The following is an 18,161-nucleotide window of genomic DNA, read 5'->3' on the forward strand; positions in this document are numbered from 1 at the left end:
CCCAATCGTCACAGTATTTCCGGCTGGCCTAGCGTGGCCCGTTGTAGAGGAGGTATTGGCGGGTATCCCGGACGAACTGACCCAGTTCCGCCCGCCAGCTGTCCGTGATGGTGCGGGCGTCAGCACCGGCGTCGAGCTGTTCGGCAAAGCGGGCGGACCCGCTCAACAGCCCCATCCAGCGTCCGGCGTCGCCGCGCCACGCGAAGCCCGGGTACAACCGTTTGGCTTCCACCAGCATGTGGGTGCCGACTTCCAGGGCCTCAACGCGGGCAGGATCGGTGATGTGCACCTGGACTCCGCCGCAGATGACCCCCTGGTTCTTGGAGAGCGTGGGCTGGAAGTAGGCCTCGCGGAAGGTGACGCCGGCGAGGCCCTTGCCGTTGAGCGCCTCGGCCCAGCGGTAATCCACGTAGGGGGCGCCGATCAGTTCGAACGGCCTGGTGGTTCCGCGGCCTTCGGACATATTGGTGGCCTCGAAAAGTGCCGTGCCCGGGTACAAGAGGGCGGTCTCCGGGGTGGGCATATTGGGGCTCGGCAGGATCCACGATGCCCGGTTCTCCGGGCCGGTCATCTCGCGGCGCCACCCCTGTACTTCAACCACGTGGAGGTCTTGAAGGGGAGCGAGGCCCACGGCCGGCAAATGCACCGCGTTGAAGTACTTGGCGAGCTCACCCACGGTCATGCCGTGCTGGAGTGCGATGCCCAGTTTTCCTACTCCGGACTCGAATCCGCGCTGCAGGACCGGCCCCCTTGCCTGCCCGCCGATCGGGTTGGGACGGTCCAGGACGACAAACCTGGCACCCGTCCGGGAGGCGGCCTGCATGGCACCCCACATGGTCCAGATGTAGGTGTAGAACCGCGCCCCCACGTCTTGGATGTCGAAGCAGATGGTGTCGACGCCGGACTTTTCGTAAAAGCCCACGTAGTGGTCCACATCGGCGCCGTAGGAGTCGTAGACCGTGATGCCGGTGCGGGGATCCACGGAGGTCCCTTCACTGGCGCCGTCTTGGGCCGTGCCCCGGAAGCCGTGTTCGGGACCGAAGACTGCCCTCACGTCGACGCCCTTTTCCGCCATGTCGTCAACGATCGAGTGGAAGTTCGCCAGGACTCCGGTGGGGTTGGTGATGACTCCCACCCGGCGGTCGGCGAAAATGCCCCAGTTGTCGGCGGCGGCAACGTCGGCGCCGGTGGTAACTGTTCCAGGCTTTCCGGGGCGGGTGGCCAGTCCGGTGGCTGCACTGGCGCTCGGGGCAAAGGGCGACACGACGGCGGCCGCTGCCGCCAGTCCCGACGCGTGGATGAGTTTTCGGCGGTTGAGTGTCATGGGGAGCCTTTCCGGATGAGCAGGGCATGACAACTTTTGTGATGTCGCTTACATCGACCGTATTCGCTGGGATGATCTGCGTCAATCGTTTACCTCCGACGCCGCCCTTGGGTAAATTACTTACATGGGCCTGCCGCTACCGTGGATTGGCTGGGTCGGCTGGAAGGAAACACCATGGAAGAGGCACTGAGCGGGCAGTTGTCACGGACCGTCTTAGTGCGGATACGTTCGGCACTGCCGACGTTGCGCCCCTCAGAGCGCGCCATTGCCGAGCTCGTCCTGGCGGATCCTTCCCGTGCGGCCATGATGTCCATCGGGGATCTTGCCGAGCAGGGCGGGACGTCCACCACGTCGGTTGTCCGTTTCTACAAGAAGGTGGGCTACACCGGGTACTCGGATCTGCGTCTGGACCTGGCCCGGGAGACCGCGCGCGAGAGCCTTGCCAACAATGTGCCGGCGGGAGTCTATGAGGACATCAACACGTCCGATTCGCTGCGCGACATCGTCTCCAAAATTGCCTTCAACGAGACCATGTCCATAGCGGACACGGCCCAAGTGCTCGACGTCGACAAACTCGCCCAGGCGGTGGAGGTCATCTCCACCTCGCGGAAGACCGATATCTTCGGCGTTGGGGCGGGTGGCTTGGTGGGCGAGGACCTGCAGCAGAAGCTGCACAGGATTGGCCTGACGTCCTTCAGCTGGGCGGACCCCCATGCGGCGCTGGCATCTGCGGCCCTTCTGGACGGCGACGGCGTTGCTGTCGCCGTCTCCCACTCGGGCACAACCGTGGATACGGTCGACTTCCTGTTGGCGGCGAAGGCGGCAGGAGCAACCACCGTCGCGGTCACCAACCATGCCGATTCGGCGCTGGGGCGGACCGCCGACATTGTGCTGAATACCGCCGCGCGGGAGACGCCCTTCAGGTCCGGGGCCATGGGTAGCCGCATCGCCCAGATGATGGTGGTTGACTGCCTCTTTGTTGGAGTGGCCCAGCATTCCTACGATGCGTCCGTCTCTGCGCTGAAGAAGACGCACGCAGCGGTCCAGGGCCGTAAATTGGCTTGACAAGAAGTTCGGGTCAGCGGGGCCTAGAGTCGTCACCATGCTTACTCTTACCGCTCCTGACGTGTCCCTCTACGAGTCATTCATCGAGTCGCACCGCGAATGGGACGGCGCCCACCAGGACGGCGCCGGGCTGTTCGCCGGCGATGACGTCAGCACAGCCGAAGGCTTTGCCGCGTGGGTCCGAAAGTTGGCGGACGCTGAGCATGCCCAGGAAGTGAACGGCATCGTCCCCTGCACCTTTCGCTGGATAACAGAGGATTCGCGATACGTGGGCTCGATTGCCTTCCGCCACTACCTCACGCCTTCCCTCCTGAACTCCGGCGGCCATATTGGATACGGCGTCCGCCCTTCGGATCGCGGCCGCGGTGTGGCAACCTGGGCCCTGCGGGAGATGTGCTCCAGCCTGGCTGCAGGGGGAGGGCCTGAGCGGGTACTCCTGACCTGTGATGACAACAATGCGGCTTCTGCGAGGACCATTCAGCGAAGCGGCGGCGTGCTGGAAGATGTGCGCCTGGACGGCGAGGGCAAGGCCTTCCGCCGCTACTGGATTGAGCTTGCCGCCCCCGCAGGTGAGTGAGGTGTCACCCGGGGGTTGACACCTCACTGCCGTGTGAGGACTATGGACTCATGACAAGTCAACCCGGGGGTGACAAAGCAGCTTCCCAAACCCTTGATCCGCAGTGGCAGCACGTGCTCACCCATCGTCGGGCCGACGACGGTTCCCGCGACACCGCAGCCAAGAGGTTTGTGGACCGCGGGATCACCCCGGAACAGCTCCACGCCGTCCTGACCGATGGCGGGGATGCCCTCTACGCGGCAGCCGCAGCGGGCGGCCAGGGCTGGGCAGAACCGTTTGGCGGACCGTTGGCCGTGGCCCTGCTGTCCGCGGAGGTCAGTGTCTTTGCCGCACATCTCAATTCCAGGGCATCCGGAATCAGGTCAGTGGCTGTCGCTGAACTCCTGGACGAGTACAGCGCCGTGACGGTGGCCGCAGAGCTCGGAGTGGCGCGCCAGAAGGTATACGACATTGCACGGGCAGGTCTTCGTCCGCCCTGCATTGAGCAGGTCCCTTGGAGGACATCGTGAATCCCATCGAAGAGAAGGTCCAGCTACCGGACCCGAAAACCCGCTTTCTTGTCCATCCCCTTGACCTTCCCGGAGCCCGAAAGGAATTCCTGCTGGGCTGGTGGTTGGGAGTCTTCGCAACGCCCCAGGTCTACACAGCGCTTCTGGCCGTCTTCTGGGCCGTCAGCAACAACTACGTCACGCCCGTGCTGGTCCCACTGGTCCTGGTGGTGATTGCCGGGTGGATCAGTGTGAAGCTCACGCGCGGCGCGTGGGACTACATTCCGGGGAAGCGCCACGACAAGGACCGGCGCATGGCGGGGATGACCATCACGGCGTCCCTCATCACCTCGCTCGCACTCTTAGCGGGTCTGCTGATCTTCATGGCGTGGACTGCATCGCAGGATTTGGTTCCGGGGTTCAGCGCCTATCCGCTGGGAATGGGGTCTGCCATCGCTCTGATCATGGCAGGAGAGCTGGTGATCAAGCTGGTTCGCCGCAGGTCCCTGGAACTGGTGTCCGACGCCATCAGCTTGGTGGTGGTGGTTGCCGCTGTATGGATCGGCTTCGGCTTCCTCCCTGAAGGGCGGGATATCGAACCACTGGACCTGCTGCCTGGCGCCGCAATCCTTGTGGGCGTCTGGTTGGCCTGGCTGCTGTTCACCACAACAGAGGACCGCCGCAATCACGGCTGATGGCCGAAACCCTGTTCATATTCCCGTCACCATCCGTTGCTAGGCTGCCGCGCACCACACGGCTGACCAGGAGGACCGCATGACGGAGGCAAACTCACTATCCACATCACTGGACGATTGGTGGGTCAGGGACAACCTTCGGGAGACCATCGATCACCTGGTGGAGTTGGGCTACACCATCAGCGGCGGGCAAGGGGAGGACCCCGACCTGATCGATCCCGGTGGATCCGCTGTTGAAACGTGGAACGAGGACTATCCGTACCAAGAGCGGATGACCCGCGATGAGTACGAGGTGGAGAAGTACCGACTCCAGATTGAGTTGCTGAAGTTCCAGTACTGGGGCCAGGACCGCGGACTCAAGCACGTGATTGTCTTCGAAGGCAGGGACGCCGCCGGCAAGGGCGGCACCATCAAGCGCTTCACGGAGCACTTGGATCCCCGGTCCGCCAGGACAGTTGCGCTGGCCAAACCCTCGGACCGGGAGCAGGGCCAGTGGTATTTCCAGCGCTACATCCAGCACCTTCCGACAGCCGGCGAGATCGTCATGTTCGACCGCTCTTGGTACAACCGGGCCAACGTGGAGAAAGTCATGGGCTTCTGCACAGACGACGAATACGACACCTTCATGGGGCAGGCGCCGGTCTTCGAAAAGATGCTGGTGGACGCCGGGATCCACGTGACCAAGTTCTGGTTCTCCGTCACCCGGCAGGAGCAACGGACCCGCTTCGCCATCCGCCAGATCGACCCCGTCCGCCGCTGGAAGCTCTCGCCCATGGACCTTGCATCCCTGGACCGCTGGGAGGAGTACACCGAGGCGAAGGAACAGACGTTCCTGCACACGGACTCCGACCACGCGCCGTGGATCACCATCAAGTCCAATGACAAGAAGCGCGCCCGCATCAACGCCATGCGCTACTTCCTGAACCAATTCGACTATGAGGACAAGGACACCTCGGTGGTTTACGACGCCGATCCTCTGATCCTCCGCCGTGGCCGCGACGCCGTAGGCGACTAACGCTGCAGGCGATCAACGCCAAACCGCGACGTCGGCACTCACCGTGAGTGCCGACGTCGTGCTTTCCGTGTGTTTTCCCAGGGCTCGTTACACTTTTCCGATTGCCGGACATTAACGGGGTATGAGCTTGCAAACGGAGGCGCCGAACGGAGGGTGCGTCCACGGCCGAGGACCTCACCGCAGACGTTTTCCGGATTGCGTGGGAAAAGTCCCGACAGGACCAGGAACTCTCTGTGCTTGTGGTGTTTGGCATTGCCCGCAACGTCCTCCGAAATCATTACCGTTCGACCGTCCGCTCGCAGAACCTCACGCAGCAGTTGGAGCGGCAGCGGACGGCTGAGTTGGGATCCGACGACGGACTGGTGAGGGAAGCGCTGGACCGGCTCAAGCCCGAGGAACGCGAGGTCCTTCTCCTGACGTACTGGGACGGATTCAGTTCCGCCGAGGTCTCAAACCTGCTCGATGTCACCGCTACGGCCGTCAGGATGCGTCTGCACCGGGCACGGAAGGAACTCGGCACCCTGCTTCGTACAGACCACATCACGGAGGATCCCAGAAATGCGTAACAACGAGATGTCCACCCTGGATCGCCTGACCGCGGCCGATCCCGCCCTTGCGGTGACGGAAGATGAACTGGCCCGCAGCCGGGAGATGAGTTTGGCGGTGATGGCCACCGACGCCGAGCAGCTTGCCGTGGGTGGGTCCATCGGAGATGCCCATCAACGGCCCGTCAGGCGGCCTCTTCCCGTGCTGGCACGGTATGGGCTGGCGGCAGCGGCCGCTGCGGTGATGGTGGGGGTCGTTGTGACCGCATCCCTGCCCACGAATACCCTCCTGGAGGATGTGCCCGTTGGGACGCAGCCTGCCGCCGAGCCGCACAACAGTGCGTCCAACCCGCCGGGTGTTTCGCCGCTGCCCGAGATTACCGGCTCCCCGACGCCCACAGTGGAACCGGAGATCGTCACAGGCGGGGCAGGAAAGCTGGCCGCTGCCACCACCGGGATCGATAACCTCATAGCCGGTGGCATCTACATGCGCCCGGACGTCCTCCGAACGGAGAAACTTGAGGCAGACCAGAACGGGTGTATCGGCAACGGCCTCCTGTTTCCCACGGGAACCAAGGTCACCGACGCCGGTTTGCTAATGCCCGATGGAGCGTTCTTCAGCATCGGCGATGTCATTTCCTATGGGGGCCTGGAGGTGAACTCCAAAGACGTGGGGGCCTGCGCCGATGGCCGGCCGCTCATCTTCGTCGAGGATGTGCGTCCCTACCCTCATGGCATCCCGGGCGCCTGAACCACCGCGACGTCGGCACTCACCGTGAGCGCCGACGTCGTGCTTCCTATTCGGCGGTCTCTTCCTCAACAACCGGATCCTTCAACAGCAGGGCCGTGCCCTGGAAGGCCGGCAGCTCGAGATAGAAGCTGTGGAGGTCGTCCACCTGGCCGACGTCCTCGCCGCTGAACAAGTCATGCACGGTAGCTCCGGGCACGAGGTGTGAGGACTGGATGCTGCCTGCAATGTCCTGGTCCGAGAAGTTCAGGACCGTTACCTGCAGTGCTCCGTCGGCCAGCTGGTTGACCATCACCAGCAGTCCCCGGTTGGAAACGTCCGGCACGTCCAGCAAGGTGCTGGTGGCAATGCCCGACTCCTCCCGCACTGTGAGGATCTGCTGGAGGCGGCGAGCGTAGGAGCGTGAATCCTTGAGCTGCTCGGGCAGGGAACCGTAGAGGCTGCGGGCCCGGGCCATGCCGGCCAGCGAGGTCTTCGCGTCCGGGCTGGTGCCCATGAGGTCGTGGGCTCCACGGTTGATCCAGCGTGTGTCACCCTGCGACGTGAGTTCCTTGACGGTTTCGCGGTCCAGGGCCGTGATGCCGGTGAGGTCCCAGCCCGAGAGTGCGAAGACGCCCGGCTGCAGCGCGTTGTACATGGACAACAGCACGTGGGCGTCCAGTACCTGGGCTTCCTGCTCAGGGGTGATGGCGTCCTGGTCCTTGATACCCAGCGCGGCCATGATGAAGCTGACCGTGGTGCAAGCGATGCCGTTGGTGGTGAACAGTGCGTTGTAGGGCCCATTCTCGCCCGTGAGACGTTCCCGCAGGGTCTCCTGCACCTTCTCCGCAACTTCGGCTCCGGTCAGTTCTTCACCGCCAAGCTCGAAAACGTCGTCCCTGTGCCCGGCGGCAAAGTGCAGCAACTCATAGGTCAGTTCGTCGTGGTTCTGGAGGGCGTGGACCAAAGAGGCCTGGTCCACCCCGATCTCCATGGAGAGGCGCAGGGTCAGGCGCAGGAATTCGGTATCGCCTGTGACGAATGCGTAGTGGTATGCGGGCCGGGTAATGAAGTCGTATGAGAGGTCGGGACCCGATTCTGACTGGGCCTTGATGTCGTCGATAGTGAGGTTGAGTTCCTGGAAGGAGAACCCGCCCACCTTGCGGATCATGGAGCCGATCAGCTGGTTTGCCGCCTCGGACAACGGGTGGCCCTCCGACCATCCCGGCTCCTCTTCCGCGCTCTTTTCGACGCCCAGGAAGCCGTTGGCATCAAGCCGCAGCGCACCGGTGCCGAGGTCCAACAGTGAATGCAGTGCGTCACCTACCACCAGGCGCATGCCGGCGAACGTTGGGTCCAGCCAGTTGATGGACGGCTGGCCGGACTTGAAGTAGTGGAGGTACACCCAGCGTCGGGTCTTGCCCGTGGTGTCGATAATGGGCTTGGTGGCGCTCCAATTGGTTTCCTTGACACCGGGTTCGTAGAAAATGACCCGCTGCAGCCGCCCAATGATGTAGCCCGCCTTTTGCAGGGCTTCCTCAGCGGCCGGGCTGATGTTCACCGAGTCTTCGCCCTCGGGAACGTCCGGCAAAAGGTGCCAGTCCTCCTCGGGGATGTCCACCATGTGATAAATGCCGGGGTAGTCCCGGAAGTTCATCTCAGCCAGCCGGAAGTCCGCGCCCTTGCCTGTGTGCCCGGGGACGATGTCGTCAATGATGGTGCCGCCGTGCTCGTTGGCGACCTCGCACATCTGACGGAATTCTTCTTCCGTCCCGAACGCCGGATCGATCGCCATGGAAATGCGGTCAAAATGGCCGTCCACGCTGGGTGTCTGCGACCAGCCACGGATGCCGCCAGCCAGCTTCACAGGGCCCGTGTGCAACCCACGGATGCCAATCTTGCTGAACGCATCCCAGAGCTCGGGATCACCCAGCGCCGAAAGGAAGGACTGGCCATCCTTGGTGATGAAGGACAACGGATAGGCGGTGAACCAGACAGGTGAACGCTCAACGGCTGCGCGCGGATTGGGCCTGGCGTACGAGTTCTGCCACATGCTGGCCTGCCCGGACAACTGGCGGGCCATAGTGTTGGCATCACCCAGCATGGATTGGTTCCTGAGCCAGTCCACATAGGTTGAGTTCAGGCCGTCGAATTCCAAGGAGGGCCGGGCGGCAAAGAACTGGCGCCTTCGGGCGATTGGCCGGAGCGCCTTGGGCCGGGCCGGGTAGAACTGCTCGTCAAAGGTGATTTCCGCCGGTTCGCTTGCGATTTCATCGGGCGTTTCCTGTGGCGTCTCCTCCGGATTTTCTTCTGGAGTTTCGCTGATTTCTGACACGCTCGTGTTGACTGCAGGCTCCCGCACAGTTGTCTCCTTACGTGGTCGCCGCGTCAACGCCGACCGTCCGAGGGGGGTCGTTCAAGAGGTCACGTACCCGGGCTTGCCCGGACTATTCATGCTAGTCGGGGGAGCCTGCCGTTTGTCTAACCCTGGAACAAGTAAGTCTCGTGATGAGGTGCCGGTTTGACGCGCCGCCCTGGCGCGGACGTATAGAGTTCCGGTTCCCGGACAGGGCTCACGCCTGGGTTTGGTGCGTGGGTTCCGTGAGGCGTGCGGAGAGGCCGGCAAGGAGGATGGTGATGCCTTCATCGAGCTCGTCTTCACCGTCATAGTCGGCCAGGAGCGGGGCGATCGCGCGGAGGCGCGGGAATTCCTTGGCGGGCAGGCGGTGGAGGCCGAGGCGCAGGAGAGCTTCGTCCTCGTCAGGGTCGACGATGAATTCCTGCAGCTCGTTCAGGATGTGGCCGTAGAGGAAACCGTAGTAGGCGCGATAGACGTGCAGCGCGTCCGAGGGGGCGAACCCGGCCTCAATGAGTAAGTCCAGGATCTGTTCGAGGGGGCGCAGGGTGCCGACCGGGCGAAGTCCCATGGGGGTGGATAGGGGGCGCGTGACCAGGAGGGGGACGACATTGGGGTGTCGGAGTGCTATCAGGCGCAGGTCGTGGGCGATCCGGCGGAGTTGGCCCTGCCAGTCCGGGTCGTCCGGAAAGATGGTCCGTTCGTTCAAGACCAGTTCGGTGACTCCGTCCAGCAGTTCCGTCCGGCTCTTGGCGTAGCGGTACAGGCCCATGGGGTCCCTGCCGAGTTCCTGCCCGAGCCGTCGCATGGTGAGAGCGTCGAGTCCTTCAGCGTCCACCAAGGCCAGTGCGGTGGATAAAACCAACTCCCGGCTGAGCGCCTGCTTCCTGCCCGGTGCCGCCTCGGCCAGGGGTTTCGTTGCCGGAGCCATGGTTTTCCTCCTGTTGGATGCTTTGATACGGGACCTCCTTGAGGAGGGAAGCAGCGGCTATCAGCCACTACAGAAACAGTCTACATTGTAGTGAATATGCATTGTCTATTTAGTAGTCTACGTGTATTGTCTACAATGTAGTCAGTTGATGTAGACGGTTCAGTATGAGGCCCCAGAGCCCAGGGGAACCGGCCATGATGTTTCCTTCCGGATTCGCGAGAGCGCCCTTCCGGCCCCCTCCAGATCCCCTGTGCAAGGTCTGGAGGCCCAGCCGCCGTTGCCCTACGGCGGAACCAAGGTCACTTGAGCGGAAAGAGCCGCGCATGGCACGTTCCGGGCAACACCAGTTCTACGACGGATCCCCACCCATGGCAGCGGCACCTGGCGCTTACCGCACCAGAGAGAGCCGCAGCAGTGACTGCCCCCGGGTAGCTGCCCGGCCTGTGGACTCCTTGAGCAAAAACTCTTACACCGCCCCAATATCCAGGAACGAGGCCAATCGTGGCGCAACAAACCCTTCTGCCCGCGAGTTACGTCGTTGACCGCATGCAAGATCTTGTCCTGAAGACACAGGATGTGAAGGAAATGCTGGATGAACTTGCCGATTTCTCAGCGGTCACTTTGACCGACCCTGCGCTCGCCTTCTGCAGCATCACACTCATGCGTCGGAAGAAGCCCGTGACAGTAGCAAGTAGTGAAGAACGGGCAATGCGCCTCGACCAAACGCAATACACGATAGGTGCTGGGCCTTGCCTTTCGGCGATCAGGGAACAGGTCGTCGTGCATGTGCCTGACTTGGCAAACGATGACCGCTGGCCCTCCTTCTCGTCGGCCGCGGTCCAGGTGGGGGTGGGATCCAGCCTGTCCGTTCCCCTGGCCCTTGAGGGGGAGGCCGAAGCCGGCCTGAATTTGTACTCCACCAAGGCCCGCGGATTCACCGAGGTGGACATTGATGTGGTCCAGGCGTACACGTATCACGCGTCCAAGGCACTTCGCGTGGCGGTTCGTCTCAGCCAGTTGGCCGAAACAAAGAAGCATCTCCTCGCCACCTTGGAATCCCGGACCACCATTGACCTGGCAACCGGCGCCATCATGGCCCAAAACCGTTGCAGCCAGGAAGCGGCAATGAAGATCCTGCAGGTCGCTTCCAGCACACGCAACGTCAAACTCCGGGACCTTGCCTCCTCGGTAGTCTCCTCCCTGACCAAGGACCCGAAGGTCCGGACCCACTTCGACGCTTAGGAGATTTGCCCGGAGACGTGGAAGCCGCCCGCGGTCCCCGGAACTCGTGCGGACCTACCGATCACTCCCACAAGCCAGTACCGTGACTCGTGGAGATCGGAGAACCCATGAAAATCGTACTTATCGGTGGCAGCGGCCATATTGGGTCCTTCCTTGTCCCCAGGCTTGTGCGCGCCGGACACGAGGTCGTCAACATCAGCCGCGGAAGCCGCCTGCCCTATGCCGATTTCCCCGAGTGGGAGCAGGTCCGCCAGGTCACCGCGGACCGTGAGCTCGAGGACCGCGAGGGTATCTTTGGTGACCGTATAGCTCAACTGGGCGCCGACGTCGTGGTTGACCTCATGTGCTTCACCGTTGGGTCGGCCACTGCGCTGGTGGATCGCTTGCGCGGCGAAACAGGCCATCTGCTGCACTGTGGCTCCATCTGGCGATACGGCGTCAGCCTGAAGTTGCCCCTTGCCGAAGGAGCGGACTTCGCCGAAGAGCCGGTGGATGAGTACGGGATCCAGAAGCGTGACATCGCGCGCATGCTCAAGGAGGAGACTGCTTCCGGAGGGTTGGCCACAACATCGGTTCATCCTGGGCACATCGTGGGTCCTGGATGGCAGCCGATCGGGCCCTTGGGCAACCTCGATCCTGGAGTGTGGCAGACGATTGCCTCAGGGCAGCCACTCCGGATTCCCGGAATCGGTAATGAACTGATGCACCATGTGCATGCCGACGACGTCGCGCAGGCCTTCGAGAAAGCCATCCTGAATCGGGACGCTGCGGCCGGGGAGGACTTCAATATTGTTGCTCCGAGCGCACTGACGGTGCGCGGTTACGTGAGCGTCGCTGCTTCCTGGTTTGGGCAGGTGCCCCGCATGGAAACCGTGGGCTGGGAGGAGTTCCGGCGGACCACCACCAAGGAATCTGCCGATATCAGCTGGGCCCACCTCTCCCGCAATCACTGCGTGAGTATCCACAAGGCAACCTCGCTGATCGGGTATACGCCGCGCTACGAACCCGAGCAGGCAGTGCTGGAATCTGTGCAGTGGCTCATCGGCAACGGACAACTCGACGTCCCGAAACTGCTGACATAAACCTGTACAACTGCCCACCCGAGGCCCGAAGCTTAAGGGGCCACAGGGGGAGTTTCATGGATAAAGTGCCGAACAACGGCGTCACGGACAGCCGGCTCGATCACGGGTTCTTCGTCCTGGGTGGAGTTGCCGCGGTGTGGCTGGCCTTCCTGCTGGTGGGGGAAAGCTTCCACCTGGGGTGGGGCCAGCTGTGGTTCTCCGTTGTCTTCTGGGCCTTCCTTGCCTACCTGCTTTTGCCGCGGCTGCACCGGATCCTGACCACCATTTACGTTCCGGGCTATTTCATAGGCCGCGCACGCACCAGCGATGGGCTGCTGGGCGATCCCGTCAATGTTGCGTTACTGGGAGCCGAACCCCAGGTCCATGCGATCATGAGGTCCGCAGGATGGACCATGGCCGACGACGTCACTTTCGCCAGCAGCCGCCGCATCATAAGCTCCACCATTTTCCGGCAGAGCTACACCGAAGCGCCGGTCAGCCCCTTGTATCTCTTCGACCGGCAACAGGATTTCGCTTACCAACAAGAGGTCAACAACACCCCAGGAAAACGCCACCACGTCCGCTTCTGGCGTTGCCCTGAGGGGTGGCTCCTCCCCGGTGGGCACAAAGTGGATTGGCTCGCGGCAGGCACGTACGACCGCAGCGTCGGCTTCTCGCTCTTCACCCTGCAGATCACGCACAAAATCGAGCAGAACACGGACGTGGAGCGGGACCACATCGTTTCCACCGTTTGCGCTGCCGAGCCTGCCGTCACGGTGCAGGTGATCGAGGACTTCTCCACCGGATATCACACCCGCAACGGCGGCGGTGACTCCATCTCCACCGACGGCGACCTTCCCATCATCGACGCCAGCCGTGTCCAGGTCCCCGCCGACCAGCCGCCCAGCCGGACCGACAGCCGTGACCGGCGCCCGGCACCTATCGTGACCGGCGCTGTCCTGGTTGGTATCCGGGCGATTGCCGCTTTTACCTTGGCGATGACACTGCTGGGCTCCGGTAGCGACATCGGACTCGAAGACGTCGCCCTGGACCCGGAAACCACGACGACGGCGATTGTCACCATGGCGGTCATCGTCCTGCTCTTCGGGCTCGGTGAGGTGTTCCTGGCATGGCGGATTTTCCTTGGCAGCAACGGCGCCCGGGTAATCGCAATGGCCCTGAGCTCCATCTCGATCCTGGTGCAGGCCGTCGACTACTCCACCGGGACCGCGAATCTCACTCTCGAAGCGGGTCTCTCCGGACTTGCCTCGGACATCCTGGTCCTGCTGGCGTTGTCCAGCCAACGGGCAAGGGTCTACGCCAAACGGCAGCGCATCCCGGCCGTTCCGGCATCCGTGGTGGGGCGGCGTGTGTCCTCCTGACCTTCTTTGAGCGTGGGCTCTGTCCGACACGCCGTCGTTTGTGGCGTGTCGGGGTGGTTTCAGATTCAAAGTGGGTGGCGAAGGCACGGGGCAGGCAGGGCGTGCGGAGGTCATGAAGATCCACTGAATAGACTGGCTGCCAATCTCAACGTTCTGGTTGTCGATGACAACTCTCCCGATGGGACCGGGGCTGTGGCTGATCGACTGGCAGCGGAATCCAGCGGAAGAGTGTCAGTCCTCCATCGGAAAGAAAAAGATGGGTTGGGCAGAGCGTACGTGGCAGGAATGACCCGTGCTCTGGCCGATGGCTCCGGGATCGTCATCCAGATGGACGCAGATCTGTCCCATCCCGTGCTGGCAATTCCCACCATGCTTGATCGGATTCAAACCTCCGGCGCGGCGCTGGTTATCGGCTCACGGTATGTCTCCGGGGGTTCCACGGCTGCTGAATGGCCTTGGCATCGCAAGGTCCTCTCCGCTTGGGCGAATTTCTATGTGAGTGTGGTCCTGGGCTTGAAAGTCAAAGATGCAACGGCGGGTTTCAAGGCTTGGACCGCCTCTGCACTGAACGAGATTGATGTCCAGGCGGTTCGAAGTGACGGCTACTCATTCCAGGTTGAGATGAACTACCGGGCGGCAAGGCGAGGATTGGCAATCGCCGAAATTCCCATCCACTTTGAAGAACGCGTGGAAGGTGCCTCGAAGATGAATCTCCGCGAGCAGTTGGAGTCGGCGCTTACGCCGTGGAAGCTCCGCTTTCACAAGTAGGCCGTCCCGCAACCACCGACTTTGAATCCGCTGACGGCTGGAGACGCCGGTGAATGCGGCGTGTTGCACTGCCCGGAGATTCAAAGTGGGTGGTGAAGGTACGGGGCATGAAGCCAGCCACACAGTGAAGGCTGCCCCTAAGGTCCGACGGCGGCACTCACCTGGGCGCCGCCGTCGTGGGGCCGAAGGGCGCGGGGGTGGGAGAGCGTTCCAGGGTTAAACAAAAGAGCTCCGGAGTGCGTTATTGGGGGATACGCACTCCGGAGCGGTCTTTGAGCAGGCGCTTTCGCTGACCTGCAGTAATCACTCTACGTTGCGCGCAACCCCTTCGCCACCACCTCGAATAAGTACTTTCGCTTTAGTTTCTATGGGCAGCTTCCGGCCGTTTTTTCTGGGGGACAATCAGCACCGGCCGGCGTTGGTGATGGCTCAGCCACGCGGCCACTGAGCCGTTGAGTGCCTCGGAAATCCTGTGCCCCAAACCGGGCTCGGGCGTTCCCACAATGATCATGGACGCGTTGATGTCCGCGGCGAGCCTGCCCAAGGCCCGCGCCGGGTCACCTGCCAGCAGGCGCAAGGTCCAATCTGCCGTGCCGCCGTCCATCGCCTCCCCGATCACCCTGCCGAGGTCGCCGCGCACGGCCTCGACGTCGGCGTCTTCCTTCTCCGGGTGGAGCGACATCCGGTGTGTCTCCCGGGACGGGTCCCACTCGACGAGGTAACTCGCCTCGTCCACATATGCGCACACCAGCGGGACGCCGAGCCGCTCAGCCAAGGTCCGGGCAGTTTGGAGTACTTCCACATGCTGGTCCGGGAGAACCCCCACCACCAAGGGAATCGGTCCGCTGAAATTTTCCGCAGCCATACCCTTATTGTTGCGCCGGGGCGATCCAAAAAACAGGCTGTTGAAGGGGCCGACGTCAGGTTTCCGCCGGCTTGTTCCACGTGAGGCGCACCTTGAAATTGGACGCCGTGCTTGCCGACGCGATGAAAGCGCCCGCCTCGGCATGAAGGTCAATGCCGAACTCCACGCTCACCTCATCCGGACGGTTCTCCAGGCTCAGGAGCTCATCGATCACCCCCTGCACCGCTGGACGCACATGCGCCAGGGCCCGCTCGAACGTCTGCTGCGCCCGCGCGAACACCCCCGAATGGTCCCCCGCGTGATCACCGCCCCGGGTTACCAGGCTCCCCGCTGCGTTCGCGACCTCCACAACAACCGTTCCGCCGTCGTCGGTGGTGAATTCAACCAACCTGCTCATGTTCCTGTCCCTTCTCCGACGCCCGCAGTCGGCGGGCCGCTACCACGAAACCGATCCCGGCTGCGCACACAACCAGCAGCTGAATCAGCACAAAGTAGGCGTGCGTCCGGTACCAGGACTCAAGGAAGACACCCTTGTCCTGGACCCAGACCAGCGGAACCGTCACTGTGGGCCACAGCAGCAGCCACCCGTACGGCTCGGAAGTGCGGGAGCGCAGGGCAAGGATCCCCGCCCACAAACCGAAGCCCGCATGCACAAAACCGGCGACCACCGCAGTTGGATCCACCGTTTCGGTGAGCCCGGAGAGCCCAAAAAGAGCCCCCGAAACAACAACCCCCGTAATGACCACCCGGGCCATGGTGGTGCGGGCAGGTAGGCCCGCGCCCGCCAACAGCAGGTACCCAAGAGGTGCCACAAGGCCGTAAACGATGCGGAGGGAGCCGTCGCCGCCGCTCTCGTACCAATAGTTGTCGTCCAACCACAGGAAGTAGACCGCGAAGCACGCCCCGAGTCCGCCCGCCACGATCAGTGCGACGCCGCCCCACAGCAGGGGCGTCCGCAGGGGTGGAGCAAACCCGCCAACGGAGACGGGTGCTGGGACGCCGGGTGCTGACCCCCGGAGGCCAGCGGTCGACGGCGGGACCCCAGCGGGTGCCTCGGCTTTGGTGACGGAAGGGGCTGGGTTCAGTACTGAACGCGGTTGGGAGCCGGGGCCGGGGGCGGTGTATGGGCCGGGGTTGGCGCGGGTCGGGTCTTTCGTCCGTGCTGGCCGCTCCGGTAGATCCGCCGCCGTGTACGAACCGTGGGGCCTCTGATCGCCAGGCGTCGGAGGCACCTCAGCCGCTTCAGCGGGAGGTGGCTCTTTCGGCTTGGCCTTTTCGATCTCTGCCCGGGCCGCGGTTGCGAGCCGATCGGGATCTGCGGCATTGGGGTCCACGGTGGCCAACTCTGCCGACACGTCCAGCACTGCTTCCCAGGATCCCAGGGAGGAATGGTATCGAAGCTCTCCTTGCAGGTCCGATATCCGTTGCCGGCGCTCGCAGTCCTGGCGTCGGGCGGCGGCGTCAGGGAACCCGGGGTCCTCCTGCACCGCGGCGAAGCCATCAGCCGCGGCCAGCCAGTCTTCGGCTTCCTCTGCTTTGAGCGCTTCACGGTAGGTGCGGTCCAGCTCCAGCCGGTGCCGGGCGCTGTCTCTGAGCGCCGTCGCGTCCCGGTATCCAGGCTCCAGCGTGAGGAGGTCTTCGAACAGTTCCACTGCCTGTTCCAAGCGCCGGGCCCGCAACTCAGCGGACGCCTGGACATACAGGGCCCGCAACTGCGCCCGTTTCATGGCCTGCCCGGCGTTGGCCTGCGGTTCTGTGGCCGGCACCGGCGCCGCCTCGGCCGGCGTGGATTGGTCCTGTCCGGTTCCGGGCGGTGAGGCCGGCGCAGATGCGTGGGCTGGTTCCGCAGCTTGACCGCCCGGGGCCCTTGCCGCCGTCGAACTTTCAACCGAAGCCGGCGCGCGCGGTGTTCCTGTGAGTGTGAACAGCTGGGTGGTGCCGCCGCGGACGTAGAGGGCCGGGGTGACCCATTCGAGCGTTCCGTCCGGGCTGGCCATGACAGAGATTCTGCCCACCCGCGCTGCCTCGTCCACGGTGCGACCGTTGGCGATTGCTGCGTAGAAGCCGTGGGCGAAGGCGATGGCGGCGGAGTCGCTGATGGCGAACTGCATGGCAGCCACGGCGCCGATCCCGCTCCGGACCAGAGCGGACGCGGTGCCGGAGAAGAGGTCCGACTGCCCCATTTCCCCGGAGGAACACGAGTTCAGCACCACCAGCCGTGGGCGGGGAGCAGCGACGCTGAGCAGGGCCATGAGGCGGACGGCGCGGACCATGGCTGCCCTTCCGTCAGGTCCCACCAGCGCGATCCTGCCTTCGTCGGTGCGGGAGTCGTAGTCGCCGTGGCCTACAAAGTGGACCACATGCCAAGGCCCGGCCAGCAGCATGGATTGCACGTCATCCCAGGTTCCGCTTTTCGCCCAGACCAGCTCCACCCGGCCTTCGGACGCCGGCCCGGCCAGGGCCCGGCTCAGATGGTCCTTCTCGGCGGTGACGTCCAAGCTGGGCAGGTCCCGCGGCGAGGCGACGATCCCCAGAATGCGCAGGGGAGGAGCCACATCCAGGGGATTCAGGTTGTAGTCAGGCGCTGGGACATGGCGGAGGAGGGGCTCAGTCTGGCAGAGGTAGGTTTCGGTTTCGGGATCAAACAGGGTCTCCCACGGCATGGTTGCCAGTTCAGGGGCGGACAGCCTCAGGACCACCCTGAGCTGCTGGCCTGCATGCTGCGCCGCGCCGAGGCTCGCCCGGTAGGTGCCGTAAACCTCGCGGGTGAACAAGGCCTGGAACAACTGCTGGCCCACTTCACGGACGGCCATCTCTGCCACGGGCATGGTCCTGCGGGCGGCCACAGCGGACGCCAGGACGGTGGCTTCAAGCTGGGGGAGCCGTCCAAGGATGCCCTCCACGTCCAGGGTGAACATGCCCGAGGCATGGCCTCCCGCCGGTGCACGGACCACGCGCACCGTGTATTCGCCGCGTGCAGAGCCGGCATCAATCTCCAGCTCGATGTCACAGTCCATCGCGGATCCCTTGTGTGACGGGCGGTCCGGCCGACCATCGAGTGGGCCGGGAGCACCCTTAGGAATAGATTGGCCCTAAGCCCGGCCCGCCACAAGAGCCGGA

At 63.5% G+C, this 18,161-nt stretch carries 16 protein-coding genes and 1 pseudogene; 11 read left to right on the plus strand and 6 right to left on the minus strand.

The features are described 5' to 3' along the window. Positions 1-28 precede the first annotated feature (28 nt). Positions 29-1,324, minus strand: coding sequence for an exo-beta-N-acetylmuramidase NamZ family protein (locus tag WBN73_RS10250; protein WP_207595501.1), 1,296 nt, complete (start codon positions 1,322-1,324; stop codon positions 29-31). Positions 1,325-1,498: 174 nt separating this feature from the next. Between WBN73_RS10250 and WBN73_RS10255 the strand changes: the two genes are divergently transcribed. The 7 genes and pseudogenes from WBN73_RS10255 (at position 1,499) to WBN73_RS10285 (ending at position 6,460) form a co-directional block, all read left to right on the plus strand. Beyond that, a complete protein-coding gene (locus tag WBN73_RS10255) occupies positions 1,499-2,389 on the plus strand; it encodes a MurR/RpiR family transcriptional regulator (protein WP_337340073.1) in 891 nt (296 codons plus the stop codon). Between the two features lie 37 nt (positions 2,390-2,426). Then, on the plus strand, positions 2,427-2,966 hold the full coding sequence (locus WBN73_RS10260; protein ID WP_337340072.1) for a GNAT family N-acetyltransferase: 540 nt from the start codon (positions 2,427-2,429) through the stop codon (positions 2,964-2,966). Between the two features lie 50 nt (positions 2,967-3,016). Beyond that, positions 3,017-3,475 carry a hypothetical protein gene (locus WBN73_RS10265; protein WP_337340071.1) on the plus strand — a complete coding sequence of 153 codons (459 nt, stop codon included), beginning with the start codon at positions 3,017-3,019 and terminating at the stop codon, positions 3,473-3,475. Continuing rightward, on the plus strand, positions 3,472-4,149 hold the full coding sequence (locus WBN73_RS10270) for a hypothetical protein (protein ID WP_337340070.1): 678 nt from the start codon (positions 3,472-3,474) through the stop codon (positions 4,147-4,149). Before WBN73_RS10265 ends, WBN73_RS10270 begins: the two co-directional genes overlap by 4 nt. A gap of 79 nt (positions 4,150-4,228) precedes the next feature. After that, positions 4,229-5,164: a polyphosphate kinase 2 gene (gene ppk2, locus WBN73_RS10275; protein WP_337340069.1), complete on the plus strand. Its 936-nt coding sequence runs from the start codon at positions 4,229-4,231 to the stop codon at positions 5,162-5,164. A 152-nt stretch (positions 5,165-5,316) separates the two neighbouring features. Further along, a pseudogene (locus WBN73_RS10280) lies at positions 5,317-5,730 on the plus strand (RNA polymerase sigma factor); the annotation flags it as partial. Beyond that, a complete protein-coding gene (locus WBN73_RS10285; RefSeq protein ID WP_337340068.1) occupies positions 5,723-6,460 on the plus strand; it encodes a hypothetical protein in 738 nt (245 codons plus the stop codon). The pseudogene WBN73_RS10280 and the gene WBN73_RS10285, both read left to right, overlap by 8 nt. A 46-nt stretch (positions 6,461-6,506) precedes the next feature. Here WBN73_RS10285 and treS read toward each other — a convergent pair whose 3' ends face one another. Both treS and WBN73_RS10295 read right to left on the minus strand, forming a co-directional pair. Next, positions 6,507-8,798, minus strand: a complete 2,292-nt coding sequence (gene treS / locus WBN73_RS10290) for a maltose alpha-D-glucosyltransferase (protein WP_207595493.1) — start codon at positions 8,796-8,798, stop codon at positions 6,507-6,509. Positions 8,799-9,009: 211 nt separating this feature from the next. After that, on the minus strand, positions 9,010-9,723 hold the full coding sequence (locus tag WBN73_RS10295) for a TetR/AcrR family transcriptional regulator C-terminal domain-containing protein (protein WP_337340067.1): 714 nt from the start codon (positions 9,721-9,723) through the stop codon (positions 9,010-9,012). A 501-nt stretch (positions 9,724-10,224) separates the two neighbouring features. Between WBN73_RS10295 and WBN73_RS10300 the strand changes: the two genes are divergently transcribed. The 4 genes from WBN73_RS10300 to WBN73_RS10315 all read left to right on the plus strand — a co-directional run bounded on the left by WBN73_RS10300 (position 10,225) and on the right by WBN73_RS10315 (position 14,176). Beyond that, positions 10,225-10,965 carry a GAF and ANTAR domain-containing protein gene (locus WBN73_RS10300; RefSeq protein ID WP_242703446.1) on the plus strand — a complete coding sequence of 247 codons (741 nt, stop codon included), beginning with the start codon at positions 10,225-10,227 and terminating at the stop codon, positions 10,963-10,965. A gap of 107 nt (positions 10,966-11,072) precedes the next feature. Further along, entirely contained in the window at positions 11,073-12,047 is a 975-nt protein-coding gene (locus WBN73_RS10305; protein WP_207595491.1) for an NAD-dependent epimerase/dehydratase family protein, read from the plus strand. Between the two features lie 56 nt (positions 12,048-12,103). Further along, positions 12,104-13,408 carry an LssY C-terminal domain-containing protein gene (locus WBN73_RS10310; protein WP_207595490.1) on the plus strand — a complete coding sequence of 435 codons (1,305 nt, stop codon included), beginning with the start codon at positions 12,104-12,106 and terminating at the stop codon, positions 13,406-13,408. Between the two features lie 45 nt (positions 13,409-13,453). Beyond that, on the plus strand, positions 13,454-14,176 hold the full coding sequence (locus WBN73_RS10315; protein ID WP_337681307.1) for a polyprenol monophosphomannose synthase: 723 nt from the start codon (positions 13,454-13,456) through the stop codon (positions 14,174-14,176). Between the two features lie 358 nt (positions 14,177-14,534). Here the strand turns inward: WBN73_RS10315 and WBN73_RS10320 are convergent, their stop codons facing one another. The 3 genes from WBN73_RS10320 to WBN73_RS10330 are packed head-to-tail and all read right to left on the minus strand — an operon-like array spanning position 14,535 to position 18,058. Next, positions 14,535-15,041, minus strand: a complete 507-nt coding sequence (locus WBN73_RS10320) for a universal stress protein (RefSeq protein ID WP_337340065.1) — start codon at positions 15,039-15,041, stop codon at positions 14,535-14,537. Positions 15,042-15,096: 55 nt separating this feature from the next. Further along, positions 15,097-15,438: a CU044_2847 family protein gene (locus WBN73_RS10325; RefSeq protein ID WP_207595488.1), complete on the minus strand. Its 342-nt coding sequence runs from the start codon at positions 15,436-15,438 to the stop codon at positions 15,097-15,099. Then, entirely contained in the window at positions 15,422-18,058 is a 2,637-nt protein-coding gene (locus WBN73_RS10330) for a CHAT domain-containing protein (RefSeq protein WP_337340064.1), read from the minus strand. Before WBN73_RS10330 ends, WBN73_RS10325 begins: the two co-directional genes overlap by 17 nt. Positions 18,059-18,161: the final 103 nt, after the last annotated feature.

Source organism: Paenarthrobacter sp. CCNWLY172 (assembly GCF_037402035.1).
Taxonomy (GTDB): domain Bacteria; phylum Actinomycetota; class Actinomycetes; order Actinomycetales; family Micrococcaceae; genus Arthrobacter.

Coding starts and splice junctions, on each gene's coding strand:
- WBN73_RS10250 (WP_207595501.1), bottom strand. CDS start 1,324: ATGACACTCAACCGCCGAAAACTCATCCACGCGTCGGGACTGGCGGCA.
- WBN73_RS10255 (WP_337340073.1), top strand. CDS start 1,499: ATGGAAGAGGCACTGAGCGGGCAGTTGTCACGGACCGTCTTAGTGCGG.
- WBN73_RS10260 (WP_337340072.1), top strand. CDS start 2,427: ATGCTTACTCTTACCGCTCCTGACGTGTCCCTCTACGAGTCATTCATC.
- WBN73_RS10265 (WP_337340071.1), top strand. CDS start 3,017: ATGACAAGTCAACCCGGGGGTGACAAAGCAGCTTCCCAAACCCTTGAT.
- ppk2 (WP_337340069.1), top strand. CDS start 4,229: ATGACGGAGGCAAACTCACTATCCACATCACTGGACGATTGGTGGGTC.
- WBN73_RS10285 (WP_337340068.1), top strand. CDS start 5,723: ATGCGTAACAACGAGATGTCCACCCTGGATCGCCTGACCGCGGCCGAT.
- WBN73_RS10295 (WP_337340067.1), bottom strand. CDS start 9,723: ATGGCTCCGGCAACGAAACCCCTGGCCGAGGCGGCACCGGGCAGGAAG.
- WBN73_RS10305 (WP_207595491.1), top strand. CDS start 11,073: ATGAAAATCGTACTTATCGGTGGCAGCGGCCATATTGGGTCCTTCCTT.
- WBN73_RS10310 (WP_207595490.1), top strand. CDS start 12,104: ATGGATAAAGTGCCGAACAACGGCGTCACGGACAGCCGGCTCGATCAC.
- WBN73_RS10320 (WP_337340065.1), bottom strand. CDS start 15,041: ATGGCTGCGGAAAATTTCAGCGGACCGATTCCCTTGGTGGTGGGGGTT.
- WBN73_RS10325 (WP_207595488.1), bottom strand. CDS start 15,438: ATGAGCAGGTTGGTTGAATTCACCACCGACGACGGCGGAACGGTTGTT.
- WBN73_RS10330 (WP_337340064.1), bottom strand. CDS start 18,058: ATGGACTGTGACATCGAGCTGGAGATTGATGCCGGCTCTGCACGCGGC.